The organism is Falsiroseomonas selenitidurans, from assembly GCF_012103215.1.
GTDB lineage: Bacteria > Pseudomonadota > Alphaproteobacteria > Acetobacterales > Acetobacteraceae > Falsiroseomonas > Falsiroseomonas selenitidurans.
Genome location: NZ_JAAVNE010000020.1, coordinates 41,974 through 60,874 on the forward strand (window position 1 = coordinate 41,974; position 18,901 = coordinate 60,874).

At 68.9% G+C, this 18,901-nt stretch carries 19 protein-coding genes; 9 read left to right on the plus strand and 10 right to left on the minus strand.

The window, feature by feature from the left end; genetic code table 11:
- Positions 1-29: 29 nt before the first annotated feature.
- Together sufB and HEQ75_RS13705 are read right to left on the minus strand one after the other, a co-directional pair.
- Positions 30-1,523, minus strand: coding sequence for a Fe-S cluster assembly protein SufB (gene sufB / locus HEQ75_RS13700; protein WP_168031434.1), 1,494 nt, complete (start codon positions 1,521-1,523; stop codon positions 30-32).
- Positions 1,524-1,534: 11 nt separating this feature from the next.
- Positions 1,535-1,990, minus strand: a complete 456-nt coding sequence (locus tag HEQ75_RS13705) for an Rrf2 family transcriptional regulator (RefSeq protein ID WP_168031436.1) — start codon at positions 1,988-1,990, stop codon at positions 1,535-1,537.
- Between the two features lie 150 nt (positions 1,991-2,140).
- On the opposite strand from HEQ75_RS13705, the gene HEQ75_RS13710 reads away from it, so the two are divergent.
- Positions 2,141-3,028: an alpha/beta fold hydrolase gene (locus HEQ75_RS13710; RefSeq protein ID WP_168031438.1), complete on the plus strand. Its 888-nt coding sequence runs from the start codon at positions 2,141-2,143 to the stop codon at positions 3,026-3,028.
- Between the two features lie 7 nt (positions 3,029-3,035).
- On the plus strand, positions 3,036-3,713 hold the full coding sequence (locus tag HEQ75_RS13715) for a Crp/Fnr family transcriptional regulator (protein ID WP_168031440.1): 678 nt from the start codon (positions 3,036-3,038) through the stop codon (positions 3,711-3,713).
- Here the strand turns inward: HEQ75_RS13715 and HEQ75_RS13720 are convergent.
- Genes HEQ75_RS13720 through HEQ75_RS13730 form a run of 3 tightly spaced genes read right to left on the minus strand, consistent with a single transcriptional unit; the run spans position 3,710 to position 6,233 of the window.
- Positions 3,710-4,663, minus strand: coding sequence for an ABC transporter substrate-binding protein (locus HEQ75_RS13720; RefSeq protein WP_168031442.1), 954 nt, complete (start codon positions 4,661-4,663; stop codon positions 3,710-3,712). The genes HEQ75_RS13715 and HEQ75_RS13720 overlap by 4 nt on opposite strands.
- A gap of 20 nt (positions 4,664-4,683) precedes the next feature.
- Positions 4,684-5,445, minus strand: coding sequence for an ABC transporter permease (locus HEQ75_RS13725; RefSeq protein WP_209318536.1), 762 nt, complete (start codon positions 5,443-5,445; stop codon positions 4,684-4,686).
- An 11-nt stretch (positions 5,446-5,456) separates the two neighbouring features.
- The gene (locus tag HEQ75_RS13730) at positions 5,457-6,233 is read right to left on the minus strand and encodes an ABC transporter ATP-binding protein (RefSeq protein ID WP_168031446.1); all 777 of its coding nucleotides are present in this window, start codon (positions 6,231-6,233) and stop codon (positions 5,457-5,459) included.
- 105 nt (positions 6,234-6,338) lie between these two features.
- Here HEQ75_RS13730 and HEQ75_RS13735 point away from each other — a divergent pair, with 105 nt between their 5' ends.
- From HEQ75_RS13735 to HEQ75_RS13760, 6 genes are all read left to right on the plus strand, one after another.
- Positions 6,339-7,250, plus strand: a complete 912-nt coding sequence (locus tag HEQ75_RS13735) for an SDR family NAD(P)-dependent oxidoreductase (protein ID WP_168031448.1) — start codon at positions 6,339-6,341, stop codon at positions 7,248-7,250.
- A complete protein-coding gene (locus HEQ75_RS13740) occupies positions 7,250-8,401 on the plus strand; it encodes an acyl-CoA dehydrogenase family protein (protein WP_168031450.1) in 1,152 nt (383 codons plus the stop codon). Before HEQ75_RS13735 ends, HEQ75_RS13740 begins: the two co-directional genes overlap by 1 nt.
- Positions 8,398-10,440, plus strand: coding sequence for an acetate--CoA ligase family protein (locus HEQ75_RS13745; RefSeq protein ID WP_168031452.1), 2,043 nt, complete (start codon positions 8,398-8,400; stop codon positions 10,438-10,440). The genes HEQ75_RS13740 and HEQ75_RS13745 overlap by 4 nt, the downstream gene beginning before the upstream one ends.
- A gap of 22 nt (positions 10,441-10,462) precedes the next feature.
- Complete coding sequence (locus HEQ75_RS13750) at positions 10,463-11,275, plus strand: nitroreductase family protein (protein WP_168031454.1); 813 nt, start codon at positions 10,463-10,465, stop codon at positions 11,273-11,275.
- The gene (locus HEQ75_RS13755; protein ID WP_235961598.1) at positions 11,268-11,945 is read left to right on the plus strand and encodes an NUDIX hydrolase; all 678 of its coding nucleotides are present in this window, start codon (positions 11,268-11,270) and stop codon (positions 11,943-11,945) included. The genes HEQ75_RS13750 and HEQ75_RS13755 overlap by 8 nt, the downstream gene beginning before the upstream one ends.
- A 124-nt stretch (positions 11,946-12,069) precedes the next feature.
- Positions 12,070-12,840: a hypothetical protein gene (locus tag HEQ75_RS13760; protein WP_168031457.1), complete on the plus strand. Its 771-nt coding sequence runs from the start codon at positions 12,070-12,072 to the stop codon at positions 12,838-12,840.
- Positions 12,841-12,842: 2 nt separating this feature from the next.
- Here the strand turns inward: HEQ75_RS13760 and HEQ75_RS13765 are convergent, their stop codons facing one another.
- From HEQ75_RS13765 to HEQ75_RS13785, 5 genes are read right to left on the minus strand one after another with little or no spacing between them, the layout of a single operon-like run.
- Positions 12,843-13,715 (minus strand): MBL fold metallo-hydrolase, encoded by an 873-nt coding sequence (locus HEQ75_RS13765; RefSeq protein WP_168031459.1) that lies wholly within the window; start codon positions 13,713-13,715, stop codon positions 12,843-12,845.
- Positions 13,712-14,623, minus strand: coding sequence for a DMT family transporter (locus HEQ75_RS13770; RefSeq protein WP_168031461.1), 912 nt, complete (start codon positions 14,621-14,623; stop codon positions 13,712-13,714). Before HEQ75_RS13770 ends, HEQ75_RS13765 begins: the two co-directional genes overlap by 4 nt.
- A complete protein-coding gene (locus HEQ75_RS13775; protein ID WP_235961601.1) occupies positions 14,623-15,570 on the minus strand; it encodes a DMT family transporter in 948 nt (315 codons plus the stop codon). The genes HEQ75_RS13770 and HEQ75_RS13775 overlap by 1 nt, the downstream gene beginning before the upstream one ends.
- Positions 15,563-16,399 (minus strand): FAS1-like dehydratase domain-containing protein, encoded by an 837-nt coding sequence (locus HEQ75_RS13780; RefSeq protein ID WP_168031463.1) that lies wholly within the window; start codon positions 16,397-16,399, stop codon positions 15,563-15,565. Before HEQ75_RS13780 ends, HEQ75_RS13775 begins: the two co-directional genes overlap by 8 nt.
- Positions 16,399-17,961, minus strand: a complete 1,563-nt coding sequence (locus tag HEQ75_RS13785; RefSeq protein ID WP_168031465.1) for a hypothetical protein — start codon at positions 17,959-17,961, stop codon at positions 16,399-16,401. The genes HEQ75_RS13780 and HEQ75_RS13785 overlap by 1 nt, the downstream gene beginning before the upstream one ends.
- A 228-nt stretch (positions 17,962-18,189) precedes the next feature.
- On the opposite strand from HEQ75_RS13785, the gene HEQ75_RS13790 reads away from it, so the two are divergent.
- Positions 18,190-18,900: a class I SAM-dependent methyltransferase gene (locus tag HEQ75_RS13790; RefSeq protein WP_209318537.1), complete on the plus strand. Its 711-nt coding sequence runs from the start codon at positions 18,190-18,192 to the stop codon at positions 18,898-18,900.
- Position 18,901 lies beyond the last annotated feature (1 nt).

Consider the following 18,901-nt stretch of genomic DNA (forward strand, 5'->3'; position numbering starts at 1 on the left):
CTTGCGGCCCCTCCGGTCATCGGACGGCGTTAACCCACCGAACCTTCAAGACTGATCTGCAGCAGCTTCTGTGCTTCCACGGCGAATTCCATCGGCAGTTCCTTCAGCACCTCGCGGCAGAAGCCGTTGACGATCATGCCAACCGCGTCTTCCTGCGTCAGGCCGCGGGAGCGGCAGTAGAAGAGCTGGTCCTCCGCAATGCGGCTGGTGGTGGCTTCGTGTTCCACCTTCGCCGTCATGCAGCGATTCTCGATGTAGGGCACCGTATGCGCGCCGCACTGGTCGCCGATCAGCAGGCTGTCGCACTGCGTGAAGTTGCGCGCGCCGGATGCCTTCGGGCTGATCTTCACCAGGCCGCGATAGGTGTTCTGGCCATGGCCGGCGCTGATGCCCTTGCTGACGATCGTGCTGCGCGTGCGCTGACCGATATGGAACATCTTGGTGCCGGTATCGGCCTGCTGGCGGTTATTGGTAATGGCGACTGAGTAGAACTCACCCACGCTGTCGTCACCGATCAGGATGCACGACGGGTACTTCCAGGTGATGGCGGAACCCGTCTCCACCTGCGTCCAGGACACCTTGCTGCGCTTGCCGCGGCAGGCTGCGCGCTTGGTGACGAAGTTGTAGATGCCGCCCTTGCCCTCCGCATCGCCCGGATACCAGTTCTGCACCGTGCTGTACTTGATGCTGGCATCATCCAGCGCGACCAATTCGACAACGGCCGCATGCAGCTGGTTCTCGTCGCGCATCGGCGCCGTGCAGCCCTCGAGGTAGCTGACCGTGCTGCCCTCATCGGCGATGATCAGCGTCCGCTCGAACTGCCCCGTGCTCTTCGCATTGATGCGGAAATAGGTGGACAGCTCCATCGGGCATTTCACGCCCTTCGGGATGTAAACGAAACTGCCGTCGGTGAAGACAGCGCTGTTCAGCGCGGCGTAGAAGTTGTCGCCCTGCGGCACGACGGAACCGAGATACTGCTGCACCAGCTCGGGATGCGTCTGCACCGCCTCGCTGATCGCGCAGAACACGATGCCGTCCTTCGCCAGGCGCTCCTTGTAGGAGGTGGCGACGGAGACGCTGTCGAAGACCGCATCGACGGCGATCGGCATGCGGCCGCCCTCGGAGGGGCTGTCGCCCGCCCCCTCGACGCCCGCCAGGATGGCCTGTTCCTTCAGCGGAATACCAAGCTTGGCGTAGGTCTTCAGCAGTTCCGGATCGACCTCATCCAGCGACTTCGGGCCCTGCTTCGGGGCAGCGTAGTAGAAGGCGTCCTGGAAATCGATCGGCGGATGGCTGACGGCGGCCCAATGCGGCACTTCCATGGTCAGCCAATGGCGATACGCCTTCAGCCGCCATTCCAGCAGCCAGGCCGGCTCCTTCTTCTTCGCGCTAATGAAGCGAACGATGTCCTCGTTCAGGCCCTTGGGCGCGAAGTCCATCTCAATATCGGTCTCAAAGCCCCACTTGTAGCCGGATTCGGTGACCGACTGGACGGCTTCGATGGTTTCGGTGACGGCGGCCATCTGATCGTTTCCTACTCGGCGGCGTAAGCGGGCATGGGGGTGGCGGCAGCGGTCCGGGGGGCGGCGGGCGGCGAGGCGATTTCGCTGACCATGATGGCGGAGAGCGCACCACGGATCGCGGCATTCACCGGGTCCCACCGCCCGCGGACGGGGCAGGTATGCTCGGCCTCGCACAGGCCGAAGCCGCCATCGACGCAGGCGGTCAGAGCGATCGGACCATCCATCGCCACAATCACCTCCGACAGCGCAACGGAAGCCAGCGGCCGGAGCAGGCGGTAGCCACCCCGGGCCCCACGCAACCCCTCCACCAGCCCGGACTGGGCCAGCATCTTCAATACCTTGGCCACCGTCGGCTCGGCAATGCCGGTGCCGGAAGCCAGGCCGGGCGCGGTCTGCACCCCGCCCTCGGCCTCCAGCCGCGACAGCACCACCACGGCGTAGTCGGTGAATTTCGAGACCCGCAGCACGGCGGTTCACTCTCCTGCCCATTCAAAGGGGACCTTTTGGGTCCGGATTGCAGATGCGCTTGGCCCCCTGCCCTGTCAAGGCGCCCCCCGGCTTGCCGCGCGCGGATTCGGCCGGCACGATCCCGGCCGGGAAACTGGGATACCGACACCATGCCGACGCTGCAGACCGATGACGGGGTGAACCTGCACTACGAGGAGGCCGGCACCGGCACGCCTATGGTCTTCGTGCATGAATATGCAGGCGACCATCGGTCGTGGGAGGCGCAGATGCGCTTCTTCTCGCGCCGCTATCGCTGCATCGCCTATGCCGCGCGCGGCTACACGCCCTCGGACGTGCCGACGGACCCGTCGCAATACAGCCAGGACCGGGCGACGGACGACATCGCGGCCGTGATCATGGGGCTGGGCCTGGGGCCGACCCATGTGGTGGGGCTTTCCATGGGCGGCTTCGCGACGCTGCATTTGGGCCTGCGCCATCCCACGCTGGCCCGCAGCCTGGTCGCCGCCGGCGTCGGCTACGGCGCAGCGCCGGGCAAGACGGCGCAGTTCCATGCGGAGACAGACGCCGCCATCGCCCGCATCCGCGCGGAGGGGATGGACCGCTTCGGCCTGACCTACAGCCGCGGCCCCACCCGCCTAGTCTTCGAGGAGAAGGACCCGCGCGGCTATGCGGAATTCCAGGCCCAACTCTGCGAACACAGCACGGAAGGCTCCGCGCTGACCATGAACGGCGTGCAGCGCCGCCGGCCCAGCCTGTTCGACCTGGAAGCGCAGTTCCGCGCCATGACGGTGCCGACGCTGGTGATTGCCGGCGACGAGGACGACCCGACGCTGGAGGCCAGCCTCTACCTGAAGCGCACCATCCGCAGCAGCGCGCTGCTGGTGATGCCGAAATGCGGGCACACAATGAATCTTGAGGACCCGGACGCCTTCAACCGCGCGGTACTGGAGTTCGTGACCCAGGTGGATTGTGGCCGCTGGACCAACCGCATCCCGGCCAGCCTGGCCGGCGGCATCATCGCGGCGTCGGAGAAGTAGACACGGCGTGACCCCGGCCGAGGCTCACACCGCGCTGAACCGGCTGCCCCTGTTGGAAGGGGTACCGGCGGCGGTGCGCGCCCGCCTGGCCGCCTGCGCCCGGCCAGCGCGCTACGCCACCGGCGCCGTGGTGTTCCGCCGCGGCGACCCGGGCGCGGATGGCATGCTGGTGGTGCTGGACGGTCTGGTGCGGCTGCACCTGGCCACCGGCGCAGGGCGCGAACTGACCCTGGGCTTGGCCGGACCGGGCGAGCCGGTGGGAGAGGTTGCGCTGATCGATGGTGGGCCGCGCAGCGCGGATGCCACGGCGCTGACCCCGGTGCGCGGGCTGATGCTGCGCCATGCGGAGGCAATGGCGGTAGTGGCAGGCGATGCCGCCACGGCGCTCGCCCTGCTGCGGACGCTGGCCGCGCGGCTGCGGCGGACGACCGACCAGGTGGAGGCGGTGGGGCTACAACACCTGCCGCAGCGCCTGGCTTCGGCGCTGCTGGCTCTGGCGGCTGCCGATCCTTCCGGCCTGGTGCGGCTGCCGCAGGGCCAGGTGGCGGCGCTGGTCGTGGCATCCCGCCCCAAGGTGAACGCCGCGCTGAGCGTATTGCGCCTGCGTGGGATGGTGGAGCCGGTGCGCGCCGGGCTGCGCATCACCGACCCCACCGCCCTGCGCTTGGTGGCCGAGGGCGGCTAGATCCGCACGCGATCCGGCGCGACGGCGGCCAGCGGGTCCTTCCAGATCACCTGGGCCGGCGTGACCTCCTTCGACAGCTTGCCCATGCCGCGGAGTTGGTCGATGGCGAGCTGGAAATTGCCGACGCTGTCCGGCGTCAGGTTCATCTTGTACTCAACCTTGGTCATCAGCTCCGCGATGAAGGCGCGATCCTGCCGCAGGAAGCGGGCGACATGGCGGGCGGCTTCCGCCGGGCTGGCCGCGATGAATTCCTGTGCCTGCACCAGGGACCGCATCAGCCGCGTGGTGGCTTCCGCATTCGCCAGGCCCCAGGCCTTGTTCATGTAGACGAAGTTTCGGACGATCTGAATCTGGTCGTTGGAGACCAGGATCTTGGTGTTCGGGATGGCGCGCATGGCGCGCGTCGGCCAGGGCTCCCACACCGCGAAGGCGTCGATGTTGCCGCGCTCCAGCGCCGCCACCATCTCCGGCGCCTCGACATTCACGATGGTGTAGTCGGCCGGGTTCAGGTTGAGCTTGGAGACGACCGACAGCCAGAAGGTCTCGCTGCCGGTGCCGCGGGCAACACCGACGCGCTTGCCCTTCAGCCCTTCCATGTTCTCGATGTTGCGGCCGAGCACGCTGATCCAGCGCAGCAGCGCCGTGCCTTCGCACACCGCGACCACGTTCGGGTCCACGAGATGCGCGGAGACGCCGGCCTGTTCGGCGCCATAGGCCGAGTTGATCTGGTTGCCGATCAGGAAGGCCACCATGGCCGAGCCGGAGGGGCCGGTGTTGACCGTGCAGTCCAGCCCATTGCGCTCGAAGAAGCCGCCTTCCTTGGCGACGTAGTAGGGCGCGAAGGACGGATCCACGCCGGTCGCGATGGTCAGCTTGATCGGCGCGTTCTGGGCGAAGGCGGGCGCGGCCAGGGCGGCGCCACTGGCGGCGAGAAGGGTTCGGCGAAGCATGTTCTGATTCTCCCTGTTTGTCACATGGTCGGGTTGAAGCGGCCCGCGAAGGCGCGGATCAGCAGGCGGAAGGTGCGGTCCGTCGCGAAGCCCAGCAGGCCGAGCGAGATCAGGGCCACGAAGATGTCCTCCACCTGCATGAACAGCCTGGCGTCCCACAGCATCTTGCCGAGGCCGTCATTGCTGGCGACAAGCTCGGCGGCGACGATGGTGACGAAGGCGTTGGACATCGCCAGCCGCATCCCGGTCAGGATGTAGGGCACCGTCGCCGGCAGGGCGACGAGGGCGAAGACCTGAAAGCGGTTGGCGCCGAGGCATTGCGCGGCGCGGATCTTGTCCCGCCCCACCGCGCCGACGCCCGCCGCCGTCGCGATCACCACCACGAAGATGGTGGTGTAGGCGATGAGGAAGATCTTGCTCTCCTCCCCGATGCCGAACCAGATGACGGAGACGGTGATCATCGCCACGGCGGGGATGAAGCGGAAGAACTCCGTCCAGGGTTCCAGCAGCAGCCGCACCGGGCGGAAGCTGCCGATGGCCAGGCCGACCGGAATGCCGATGGCGCTGCCCAGCAGGAAGCCCTGGAGAATGCGGCGCATGGAGGCGATGACTGCTTCCTGCAGCAGCTGGTCCTCGATCAGCGCCCAGCCGCGGATGAAGACCGGGATGGGCGAGGGGAAAAGCACGGACCGCACCAGGTACTGGGAGGCGAGGTGCCAGATGGCGAACAGCAGCGCGAAGCCCAGCACATAGCCGGCGACGGTGGCGGTGCGGCTGTTCATCATGCCATCGTTCATTGGGGGTGGATCTCCGCATGGATCAGCTCATGCACCCGGCGGAAGCTGGCCATGAAGGCGTCGGAGGTGCGTTCGCGCGGGTAGGGCAGGTCGAGCGGCACCACCGCTTTCAGCGTGCCGCCCGGGCCGCGCTTCATCACGCCGACACGGGTGGCCAGCGCGCAGGCTTCCTCGATGTCATGCGTGATGAACAGCACGGTCTTCCGGTTCTCCGACCAGATGCGGGAAAGCTCGCCCTGCAGCACCGCGCGCGTCATCGCGTCCAGCGCGCCGAAGGGCTCGTCCATCAGCAGCATGCGCGGGTCGTTCGCCAGCGCGCGGGCGATCTGGATGCGCTGCTTCATGCCGCCGGAAAGCTCCGAAGGGTGCTTCCCGCCCTGCCCGGCCAGCCCCACCATGTTCAGGAAGCGATCGGCGATGGACCGCCGCTCTGCCCGGCCCATGCCGCGCAGGCGCAGGCCAAAGGCGATGTTGTCGCGCGCCGTCAGCCAGTCATACAGGCTGTCATGCCCCTGGAAGACCACGCCGCGATCCGCGCCGGGGCCGCGCACGGGGCGGCCTTCCAGGCGGATCTGCCCTTCCGTTGGCGCATCGAAGCCGGCCAGCATGTTCATCACCGTGGTCTTGCCACAGCCGGATGTGCCGAGAAGGCAAAAGAATTCGCCCTCGGACAACTCCAGGTTGAAATCCCGAACGGCCTGATAGGCACCGGTGCGGCCACGAAAGGTCATGCCGACCCCGTCCAGCTCCACGAAGGCCACCTCGTCCCCCACTTGTATCCAGGCTTGAGTTTAGGGCACTGCCGTGATGCGGCAACCCGGCTTCACGCCCTGGCGGCACCGGACTAGAACCGGGCTGCGCATTCAGGAGGCAACGGGATGATGCTGGAGGGCAAGGTGGCGATCGTCACCGGGGCCGGCGGCGGGATCGGGCGGGAAATCGCCCTCGCCATGGCGCTGGCCGGCGCGAGGGTGGTGGTGAACGACATCGGCGCAAGCCTGACGGGCGAAGGCCCGACCAGCGCCACGCCCGGCGAGCAGACGGTGGCCATCATCCATCAGCGTGGCGGCCAGGCGGTGGCCAATACCGACAGCGTGGCGGATTGGGCCAGTGCGCAGCGCATCGTGGCGCAGGCGATGGATGCCTTCGGCGGCATCGACATCGTGGTGAACAACGCCGGCATTCTACGCGATCAGATCTTCCACAAGATGACGCCCGAGGAGTGGCTCGCGGTCATCAATGTGCATCTGAACGGCAGCTTCTTCGTCAGCCGCGCCGCCGCCGAGCAGTTCCGCAAGCAGGGCCGTGGTGCCTATGTGCACATGACCTCCACATCGGGGCTGATCGGCAATTTCGGCCAGGCCAATTATTCCGCGGCGAAGCTGGGCGTGGCGGCATTGTCAAAATCCATTGCGCTGGACATGCAGCGCTTCGGCGTGCGGTCCAACTGCATCGCACCCTTCGCCTGGTCGCGCATGACCAGCTCCATCCCCTCCTCCACCGAGGCCGAGAAGGCCCGGGTGGCGCGGCTGCAGCAGATGACGCCGGACAAGAACGCGCCGCTGGCCGTGTTCCTCGCCTCCGGCGCCGCGAAGGACGTGACGGGGCAGATCTTCGCCGCGCGGCACAACGAGTTGTTCCTGTTCAGCCAGCCGCGGCCGATCCGCAGCACGCATCGCGGCGAGGGCTGGACGCCGGAAGCCATTGCCGAGACCGCCCTGCCCGCGCTGCGCAGTCACTTCCTGCCGCTCGATCGCTCCGGCGACGTGTTTTCCTGGGATCCGGTCTGATGGATTTCTCGCTCTCCGAGGAACAGGTCGCGTTCCAGGATTCGGTCCGCCGCTTTGCCGAACAGCACCTGGCGAAGGACGCGCTGGCGCGGGCGCATGATGAGCGCTTCCCCTGGGATGTCGCGAAGCTGATGGCCGAGAACGGTCTGTTCGGCATCATGGTGCCGGAAGCAGATGGTGGTCAGGGCGGCACGCTGTTCGACGCCATCCTGGCGATGGAACAGATCGCCTATGTCTGCCCGCGCAGCGCCGATGTGCTGCAGGCCGGCAATTTCGGTGCCTTCCGTACCTTTGCGGAATACGCCACGCCGGATCAGAAGAAGCGCTTCTTCGAACCGCTGCTGCGCGGCGAGACCATTGCCGCGGTCGGCATGACGGAGCCGGATGCGGGTTCGGCGCTGACCGACCTCAAGACCACCGCCACCAGGGTGCAGGGTGGCTATGTGCTGAACGGCGGCAAGGTGTTCACCTCGAACACGGAAGACGCAAATGTCTTCGTCATCTACTGCCGCTTTGCGCCCGGCGTGAACGGCATCGGCTCGGTCCTGCTGGAACGCGGGATGGAGGGTTTCCGCCTCGGCCAGCCCAGCCGCTACATGAATGGCGAGACCTGGTGCGCGCTGTATTTCGACGATGTCTTCGTGCCGGAGGAGAATCTCCTGCTCGGCGAGGGCGGATTCCGCAAGCAGATCTCGGGCTTCAACGTGGAACGCGCCGGCAACACCACCCGCGCCCTGGCGCTTGGCGAGTATTGCTTCCGCCAGGCCAAGGCGCATGCCGAGCAGAGGAAGCAGTTCGGCCGGCCCTTGATGGAATTCCAGGGCCTGCAATGGAAGTTCTCCGAGATGCGCGTCGCGCTCGATAGCGCGCAGCTGCTGCTCTACCGCGCTGCCGTGCGCGCCAAGGGCGGGCTGCCGGACCCGCAGGACGTTGCACTCGCAAAATACGCCTGCAACCAGGCGGGCTGGATGTGCGCCAATGAATCCATGCAGATCATGGGCGGCACCGGCTACAGCCAGGACCTGCTGATCGAATACTGCGTGCGCAAGACGCGCGGCTGGATGATCGCGGGCGGCAGCCTGGAAATGATGAAGAACCGCATCGCCGAGGGCATCTTCGGCCGCAGTTTCTCGCAGAGGCCGCCGAAGTGACGCCGCTGGCGCAGGCGCTTCTCAACCCGCGCCGCATCGCGCTGATCGGCGCCTCCGCCGATGACCAGCGGCTGACGGCGCGGCCGCAGCGCTATCTGCGCCGTCACGGTTTTGCGGGCGAGTTGTTCCCGGTGAATCCGCGCGCGGCGGAGGTGCTGGGCGAGCGCGCCTTCGGCTCGCTCGTCGACATCCCGGGCGAGATCGATTTTGCCTACATCCTGCTTGGCACCGACAATGTCGAAGCGCAGGTCGCCGCCTGCGCAGCGCGGAAGATTCCCGTGGCCTGCGTGCTGGCCGACGGTTTCGCCGAGGCGGGCCCTGAAGGCGCCGCGCTGCAGGCGCGCATACTGGCTGCCGCGCAGGGCAGCGGGATGCGTTTGCTCGGGCCCAATTCCATGGGCATCGTCAACCTGAATGCTCGCACCGCGCTCACCACCAATGCGGCGCTGGAAGCCGAGAACCTGCCGGCCGGGCGCGTGGCGCTGGTCTCGCAATCCGGCTCCATGATGGGCGCGCTGCTGTCGCGCGGCGCGGCGCGGGGCCTCGGCTTCTCGCATCTCATCGGCACGGGCAACGAGGCAGACCTGACGGCGGGGGAGATCGCATCCCTGCTGCTGGAAGATGCGGATGTGGATGTCGTCGCGCTTTTCCTGGAAGCCATCCGCGCGCCGGCCCAACTGGCGGCGGCGGCAGCCAAGGCGCGGTCGCTGCGCAAACCGATCGTGGCGTTGAAGCTCGGCCGCAGCCCCTTCGGCGCGGAACTGGCGACAAGCCACACCGGCGCACTGGCCGGCAGCGATGCGGCGGCAGATGCGTTCTTCCGGGCGCATGGGATCCTGCGCGTCTCCATGATGGAATCACTGCTGGAACTGCCGCTGCTGGTCGCTGGCCGCAGCCCGCCCGCCCGCGCGCATCGCGCCGTCGGCGTGATGACGACGACGGGCGGCGGCGGCGCGCTGGCGGTCGACGCGCTGGGCGTGCTGGGCATCGAGGCGCGCAAGCCGGATGCGGCAGCCGCGGGCCGGCTGGAAGCGGCGAAGCTGAACGCACATGGCCGGCTGCTGGACATGACGCTGGCCGGCACGCGGCCGGACCGCATCATGGCGGGGCTGGATGCGTTGCGCGCGGCCGAGGATACGGACCTGGTTCTGGCGGTTGTCGGTTCCTCGGCGCAGTTCCGCCCGAAGGATGCGGTGGGCGGGATCATTGAGGGCGCCAAGCTTGCCGGCAAGCCGGTGGCCACCTTCCTGGCGCCGCAGGCCGAGGCATCCCTGCGCCTGCTGGCGGAAGCCGGCATCGCCGCCTTCCGCACGGCCGACACCGCCGCCGACTCCATCGCCGCCTACTGCGCCTGGCGCGCGCCGCGCGAGACAGCGGACATTGCTGCGCCCACCATCGCCCTGCCGGCGCGGCCGGACGAGGCCGATGCGCGCGGCGTCTTCGCGGCACTCGGTCTCGATTCACCCTTTGCCGTGATGCAGGACACACCGCCGGGGGACATGCGCTATCCGGTGGCGTTGAAGATCCTGTCGCCGGACCTGGCGCACAAGACGGAAGTCGGCGGCGTGGCGTTGAACATCGCCGATGCGGCGGCGCTGCGCGAGGCGGCGGCGGCGATGCGCGCGCGCGTTGCCGCCGCCGCACCACAGGCGAAGCTCACCGGCATGCTGGTTCAGCCCATGGCGAAGGGGCTGGCGGAGGCCATTCTCGGCTTCCGGCGGGACCCGGAGGTGGGGCCGGTGGTGCTGCTGGGTGCCGGCGGCGTGCTGTCCGAATTGCACCGCGACATCGCGCTGCGGATGGCGCCCGTCGACCTGGAGACGGCGCGGGAGATGATCGCGGAAGTGCGGGCGCTGAAGCCGCTTTCCGGCTGGCGCAACCTGCCGCTGGGTGACCTGGAGGCGCTGGCGCGGGCGGTGGTCGCGGCGTCGCGCCTCGCCGGCGTGGCGCAGGTGGCGGAGGCGGAGATCAACCCGCTGATCGTCGGCCGGCCCGGCGAGGGCGTGACGGTCGCCGATGCCTGGGTGGTATTGCGGTAAACTGCGTGAGAGGCTGCGGGACATGGACACCGAGACCCTGATCCGCGCCCGCTTCGGCGCGCTGCCCTTCACCCCGCCCGCCGACATCCCCGCCGGCCTGGCGTTGCTGCTGGACCGGCGCGTGACCCGCGCCTACCGGCCCGACCCGGTGCCGGAGGCGCTGCTGGATTTGGTGCTGGCCGGCGCACAATCGGCGCCCGCCAAGTCCGACCTGCAGCAATTCTCCATCCTGGTGACGCGGGACGCGGCGAAGATCGCGCAGGTGGCGGATGCGATCGGCACGATGCCCTGGATCAAGCAGGCGCCGGTGCTGCTGCTGTTCTGCGGCGACATCCGCCGCGGCCGGCAGGTCTGCGCGGCGCAGGGCCGTGCCCACGCCAATGATAGCATCGACACCTTCCTGAACGCTTCCGCCGACGCCGCGCTGGCCATGGGGTTCTGCATCATGGCGGCAGAGGCGGCGGGGCTCGGCACCTGCCCGATTTCCTATGTCCGCAACAATCTGGCGCTGGTGCAGGGGTTGTTCGGGCTGCCGGAGGGGGTGTTCCCGCTGGCCGGGCTGACGCTGGGCTTCCCCGCGAAGCGCAACGAGACCTCGCCACGGCTGCCGCCTTCCGTGGTGGTGCATCGGGAGACCTATGACGACAGCGGCCTCGCCGCCGCCCTGCCCGCCTATGATGCGCTGCGCCCGCCGGGCAAGCCGCGCTACCCCGAGGTGCATGGGCCCAAGCCGGAAGGCTGCACCTGGTCCGAAAATGCGGCACGGCAGCTCTCCGTGCCGGAACGCGCGAATTTCCGCGCCTGGCTGGCGACGAGGGGCATCAACCTTGGCTGACGCAACCGCCGACAACCCCGGCGGCGCCGGCGACCTGGTCCCGGCACCGCGCAAGCGCACGGTGGTGCCACGCCACGCCGCCAGCCTGATCGTCTGGCGACAGGGTGCGGGCGAGCCCGAGATCCTGATGGGCATGCGCCATGCCAAGCACAAATTCATGCCGAGCATCCTGGTGTTCCCGGGCGGCCGCGTGGACCGCGGCGACCACGGCGTGAAGGCGCTGTCCGAGATGAAGCCGGAGACCTTCGGGCTGCTGGCACACCGGGCGAAGCCTTCCCTGGCGCGCGCCTTGGGGGTGGCGGCGGCGCGGGAATTGTATGAGGAAACCGGGCTGCTGTTGGGGGAGATGAAGGGCACGCGGCTGCTCGCCGACCTCGCACCACTGGACTACCTCTGCCGCGCCGTCACGCCGACGACGCGCAGCATGCGCTTTAATGCGCGCTTCCTGATCGCCCCCGCCGAGGCGGTGCGCGGCGAGATCGGCGGGTCGGGCGAGTTGGAAGGGCTGGCCTGGTATCCGCTGAGCCAGGCGCGGGCGGCGAAGCTGGCGGATATCACCGGCAAGATCCTGACCGAATTTTCGGAATGGCTGGAGGTGCCTGCGGCAAGGCGGGCAGAACGGCCGCGGATCGTATTTCGCGGGCAGGACAACCGGATGAGCGATGGGTAGACACCGGATCGTGTTTTGATGGCGCTCTGCTTCGGCTTTACGTCAAGGTAAACGCCGGGGGCAAGGTGCAACGATGGAACCTCTTGAGGCGTTTGAACCTCTTGCTGCGCAGGACCCAGGGCCGATGATCGTGCGCGACCCCATCAGCGGGCTTATCGACTACGAATGGATGCCTTTTTTCGGCGATAACGCGGTTTTTGTCGCTTCTGCCACGGATTATGATCTTGCAGGCGAGCATCCCTGGGCCGCCTACAGCATCAGGAACGATTTTTATGTCAGCGGTACCGTTGACACCTTTCGGCTTTACGACGTCGACATGTTGATGGATGACGGGAGTCGTTTCATCCTGAATTTACGGTACCTCAACGATCGGCTCGATTTCCGTCCCGATCTTCCAAGCAGTGTGACCTACACCCATCTCGATCCTCTTGGCCGCACCCTTTCGATCGACCATACTAACCTGAAAACCATTGCCGAGTTCGTCTTTGAGGAACAATACGACTTCCGCCAGCAGGGCACCGTCTACGATCCCGCCAGCGGCCAGGTCGATTATATCTCGACGCTGCATCACGATGGGCGTCGGGAATCCATCGATTACGATGTGAGCACAGGCCAGCGCGATTACCTGTTCACCCAGTGGGAAGATGGCAGCATGCTGGGCGAGGACTACAACCCGGCCAATGGCGTGCTCGACTACCGGCGATACGTCGGCACGGATGGCAGCAGCCTGGACGAGGATTACGACAGCCAGGGCCGGCTGAACTATGTCGTGGAGCGCCTGGCGGACGGCCAGATGCGGGTGACGGACTACGACCTGCTGAACGAGCACGCCTGGGCCAGCTACAGCATCCTTTACGCCGCCGGCGGCCAGATCGTGTCTGTCGCGGTTCTGTAGCCTCAGCGCGGCTCGAAGCTTTCGCCATCCCGCGCGGCCTGGCCTTCGGCCACCAGCTTCAGCAGATGCGCCAGCAGGCTGCGCGCCGCCGCCGGCACCAGACGCGGCTCCAGCACCGGGCCATAGACCGGCGGCACCAGGGCCAGCGCCGTCGCGCGGCGGGCCGCCCGCAGGGCGTCCAGAACCTTCGCCTCCCGCTCCAGCCGATGCGCGGCCAGCGCCGCGACGAAGGGCGCGGGGTTCGGCAGGGGCGGGCCGTGGCCGGGCAGGTACAGGCTGGCATCCTGTGCCGCCAATTTGGACAGGGAGGCCATGTAGGCCGCCATGTCGCCATCCGGCGGGCTGACCACGGTGGTGGACCAACTCATCACATGGTCGGCGCTGAACACCACGCCGTCGTCGCGCGCGAAGCACAGGTGGTTGGCGCAGTGGCCGGGCGTGTGGATCGCGGTCAGGCGGAATTCATCACCCTCCACCACCGCGCCATCGGCCAGCCTCACATCGGGGGTAAAGGAATGGTCGCCGCCCTCCCCGCCCTGGTCGGGCGGCGTCAGATGCGGGCCGAAGCCATGGCTCCGTGCGCCCGTGGCCGCCTGCAGCGCGGCGACGCCGGGGGAATGGTCGCGATGCGTGTGGCTGACCAGGATATGGGTGATGGTCTCGCCTTCCGTGGCGCGCAGGATGGCGGCGAGCTGCGCCGCATCCGCCGGCCCGGGGTCCAGGACCGCCACCCGGCCCTGGCCGATCAGCCAGGTGTTGGTGCCGCGCCAGGTGAAAGGCCCGGGATTGTCGCACAGGATGCGCCGCACGCCCGGTGCCACCGGCACCGCCTCCCCGGGCTTCACCGGATCGTCGCGCAGGAAGGGGATGCTCATCGTCTCGTCCCTCGGCGCACCATCTCCCGGTGCATGATGTAGAGGCTGGCCAGCACGATGGCGGCAGCGCCTGCCAGCGTCGAGAGGCCGGGCACGTCGCCGAAAACCGCCCAGCCGAACAGCACCGCCCAGAGCAGGGAGGAATAGGAATAGGGCGCGAGGAAGCTGACCTGCGCGCTGGCCCAGGCTTCCGTCAGCAGCACCTGTGCCAGCCCGCCGATCAGGCCGATGGCGATCAGCAGCGCCAGGTCGAAGGGGCCGGGGGTGACCCAGACGAAGGGCAGCCAGAACAGGCTGAACAGTGTCATCAGCAGCGACTGCCACAGCACGATGGTGCCGGAGGATTCGGTGTCCGACAGCGTGCGCACCAGCATGGTGGTGCCGGCCGAGAACATCCCATGCGCCAGCGCCGCCACCATGCCCCAATGCGCCGCACCGCTGTAGTCGCCGGTGAAGGCCCCCTGCCCCAGGGCGATGACCAGGATGCCGAGGAAGCCCGCTACCACCGCGCCGCTGCGGTGGATGCCGACCTTCTCCCCCAGCAGCGGGATCGACAGCAGGGTGACGAACAGCGGCGTGGTGTTGGTCAGCGCCGTGTGCTCGGCCAGCGGCAGCAGGCCCAGCGCGTAGAAGGAACAGCCCTGCGCCGCGGTGCCGGAGAGCGCCCGCAGCACATGGCCGGGGAAGCGCTTCGTGCGCAGCGTGCCGGCCAGGTCGCCGCGCAGGCCGATGCGGCGCAGCACGATCAGCATCACCACCGGCAGGGCAAAGGCGCTGCGGAAGAACATTTGCTCAAGGAAGGAGACGCGGCCGGCCAGCTCCTTCACCAGCACGCCCATGGCGGTGAACAGGGCGCAGGCCGCCAGCATGAAGATCACGCCGCGCTTCGGGTCGTGGCGAAGCGCCATCAGGCACGCCCCGCCGCGGCGCGATCCTCGCGTCGGCGAACCTGCTCGCGGTGCAGGTTGTAGAGGCCCGCGGCGATCACCACGCTGGCGCCGGCCAAGGTGTTCCAGGCCGGCACCTCCGCCCAGACCAGGAACCCGAAGACACCGCCCCACAGCAGCGTGGTGTATTCATAGGGCGCGAGCGCGGAGACCGGCGCGATGGCGAAGGCGCGGGAAAACAGCAGGTGAGCGAAGCCGTTCGCCATGCCCAGGAAGGCCAAGGACAGCACGATGTCCCAGGCCGGCAGCAGCGGCCCCAGCGGCGGGAAAATCGGCAGCAGAAGAAGGCCCACCGGCACATGCGCGGCCAGCAGCCAGAAGGCGATGGTCTGCGGCGTATCCGTGGCCGCCAGCACGCGGGTCCAGATCCGCGTCAGACCGAGCGTCGCCGCGCCGGCCAGCAGCATCCCCGCTTCCCAGCGCCACAACTCGCCGCCCGGCTGCAGGATGATCATCACGCCGGCGAAGCCGACGCAGGTGCTGGTCCAGCGCCGCCAGCCCACCTTCTCCCCCAGCAGGGGAATGGCCAGGATGGTCATGATGAGCGGCGCGGCGGCGCTGACGGCATAGGAGGCGCCGAGTGGGAAGGCGTTGAACCAGGCCAGGTAGAAGGCCACCGTCACCACGCAATGCAGGGCGGAGCGCAGCGCCAGCAGCGGCATGCGCACCGGGCGCAGGCCCTGGAAGCGCACCAACAGCGCGATCGCCAGCATGCCGAAGACGCCGCGCCAGATCATGGCCACCGCGACGCCGACCTCCGGCAGGGCCCATTTCACCGCCGCATCGGCAGCCGAGATCACCGTATAGCCGGTGACGATGATGGCAATGCCGCGCAGCGTGTCCTGCGCCAGAAGCGGGCGCAGCCGCGGGCCTTTTCCCGCCGCCACGCCCTGGGGTTGTTCAGGCAAGGGCGTCGGCCAACTCGGCTTCCGCCTGCATGCAGGTGGCGCCGGACTCGTCACGCGTTTCCAGCTTCACCTGCTCGCCTTCCGCCAGGGCCAGCACTGTCAGCGCCCGGCCGTCGAAGGCGGGGCGGCGGCCGCGGAAGGCGAAGCGGTGCAGGCGCCTGGTGCCGCCGGCCTGGTCCAGCGCCTGCTGCGCCATCAGCGTCGCCTGCAGCGGCCCATGCACCACCAGCCCGGGATAGCCCTCCTCCCCGGTCACATAGGGGTGGTCGTAGTGGATGCGGTGGCCATTGCCCGTTAGGGCGGAGTAGCGGAACAGCATCACCGGGTCCGGCACCAGGGTGGAGGTGGTGGCGCCGGGCCAGGCGGGCGCGGCGGGGGCGGGCTTCACGGCGGCGCCTTCCGCCCCGCGATAGACGATGTCCTGCTCCTCCTCTACCGCCAGGCCCGCAGGGCCGTGCAGCAGGTGGCCAACGGTGACGAAGACCAGCTGGCCGGACCCGCCGGACTTCGCCTCCACCTTCAGGATAGTGCTGGTGCGGGTCACCGTGTCATCGGCGCGCAGCGGCACCGGGTGGAAGCGCAGGCGGCCGCCGGCCCACATCCGGCGCGGCAGGTGGTGCACCGGGGGTAGGAATCCGCCGCGCTTCGGGTGGCCATCAGGGCCGATGCCGTCCGGCATCACCCAGTCCTGGAAGAACATCCAGTGCCACAGCGGCGGCAGGTCCGCCGGCACGGGGCGGCCCAGCGTCGCGGCCATGCCACGCAGCAGGCGGGGGTCCAGCCGGTCCTCGCGGGTTTCGGTGCGGCCGACATAGTCCTGGTACGACATCAATCCTCACGCAGATACAGGAGGTAGGTGTCCATGTGGACCACCCTTGTGTAGTGCCGCCAGCCCTCGGCGAAAGCCGGATGACGGGAGAAATAGGCGATCGGGTCGAAATCCTCCGCCCCGCATCGCGGGATGCCGGAATTCTTCGCCACCAGCACGCCGGCCGGCGGGGCGCGCGCGAAATCCTCCGCCACTGTGCGATAGACCAGGAATTCCGGGCGCGACATCTCCCACGGCTCGCGATAGCGGGGCGCGCCCTCGGGGCAGCCGGGATAGGCGCCCACCAGCAGCCAAAGATTCATCGTCCGCAGGGTGGAGCGTGCACGGGCGTAGTTCAGCGCCGGATAGACCGGGTAGATGTCGGGGGAGAGCACCAGCAGGCGCTCCCCGGCAACTTCCCGCTTGAGCGTCGCGGTCAGCCGGCCCTCGGCCAACACCCCGTACCAAATCTGCCGCCACGGGCTTTCGCCGCGCAGATGCACGGCGGAGACCGCCAGCACCAGGGCCAGCGCGATGCCCGGCGCGGCCGCCGCCGCGCGCCCGGCGGGCAGCATGCGGTCCAGCCAGCGCGCGGCCAGCCAGCCGGCCATCAGCGCGGTGGGCATGGCCATCGGCACCACGTGGTAGGACCAGCCCTTGTGCTGCACCCAGGCGGAGAGGAAGGCGCCGAGGCCCACCGCCCCCAGCATCCGCGGCGCCCAGCCGGCGCCGCGCCAGGCCAGCAGCGGCAGCAGCACAACGAGGGCGAACAGCGCCGGGCCCAGCTGGTTGGTCAGCAGCACGCCGAACAGGCCGATGCCGCCATTGGCCAGGTAGTAGTCCATCACCAGCGGCACGACGAAGCCGAGGTAGTCCGCGAAGAACACCGGCAGGCTGGCCAGATACAGAAGCCAGACGCCCAGCATCACCCACGGCAGGCGGTCCCGCAGCGCCGCCGCCGGCCCGACCCGCAGCAACACCAGCGCCTCCACCAGCGCCGGCACGGCCAGGAAATGCGGCTTCAGCGCGAAGCCCAGCGCCGCGGCGATGGTGACGGCCAGCGCAAGGCCGGTCGGCGTGGCCATGCGTTCGGCCCGCCGTGCCGCCAGCAGGGCATAGGGCAGCGCGAACAGGCCCATCAGGTGTTCCCGCTGGCCGACATCGTAGGCGACCATGACGATCACCAGCGGCACCAGCGCATCCAGCGCCGTGCGTTCCGCCACGCCCTCGCCGAAACCCTCCCGCAGCCGCAGGCACATCCGCCAGGCCAGGGCGCAGCACAGCACCACGCAGAGCAGCCACGCCTGCACGATGTCCAGCGGCGCGACACGGGCGATCAGTGCCGGGATGGCGGCCAGGGCGAAGATCAGCGGCGGGTTGACATCGATCAGTTCGCGGAACAGGGATTCCCCTGCCACCCAGCGCTCGGCGAAGTTCAGGATGGCGGCGACGTCGTGGTTCAGCGGCGGGGTCAGCGCCATCAGCAGAAAGCCCAGCGCCGGCAGCAGCGCCAGCGCCCGCAGCAGCCGCACGCGCAGCGCGGTGCCGGCCGCGGCGCGCGGCAAGGGCTCGGTCTCGGCCATCGGGCGTGCCGGTGGGGGGGCTCGGTGCGGGGTCATGGCGTCGGGGGCATGGCGGGGCGCATCCTCGGCGCGCTGGCTACAGGGTGCAACCGCATTGCGGCGGGGATGCGGCAAGGCTCCGCCCGCGGGCATCCCGCCGGCCCTGCCTTGGCTTCGCCGCAAGCCTGCCTTGCCCTCGCCCCGCGGGTTGTTCACAAGGGCGTGGTGGAACCCGCAGAATACGCATTGATGGACGCTGCCGAGGACGGCATGTGGTGGTTCCGGGCCGCGCATGCCCGGGTGCTGGACGCGTTGCGCGCCCGCCCCGGCGCGGAGGGCCCGGTGCTGGATGCCGGCTGCGGCACCGGTGGCTTCCTGCAACGGCTGGCGCAGGGCCTGCCGGGCCGCGGTGCCGTCGGGTTGGAATATGTGGCGGATGCCGCCCGCCGCGCGGCGCAGAAATCCGGCTGGCCGGTTGCGGCCGGGGATGCCAACCGGCTGCCTTTCGCCGATGCCAGCTTCGGCGCCGCCGTCTCCATCGACGTGATCTGCCATGCCGGGGTGGAACCCGCCCGCGGCATGGCGGAGCTGCAGCGTGTGCTGCGGCCAGGCGGCACCGTGGTGCTGAACCTGCCGGCCTATGAATGGCTGCGCAGCGCGCATGACGCCCGCGTGCACACCGCCCGCCGCTACACCGCGCGCAATGCGCGGCAGATGGCGGAGGCGGCCGGCTTCACCCGCGTCACCGCGCGCTACTGGAACGGCCTGCTGCTGCCGCTGATGGCGCTGCAGCGCAAGGTGCTGCATCGCAAGCCGGACGCACCCAGCGATGTCGGCGACTTCCCCCCCTGGATCGACACCACCCTGCATGCCGTCTCGGAGATCGAGCGGCGGATCGGCCGGGCGGGCATTGCCATGCCCGGCGGCGGATCCGTGCTGCTGATCGCCACGCGGCCCTGAC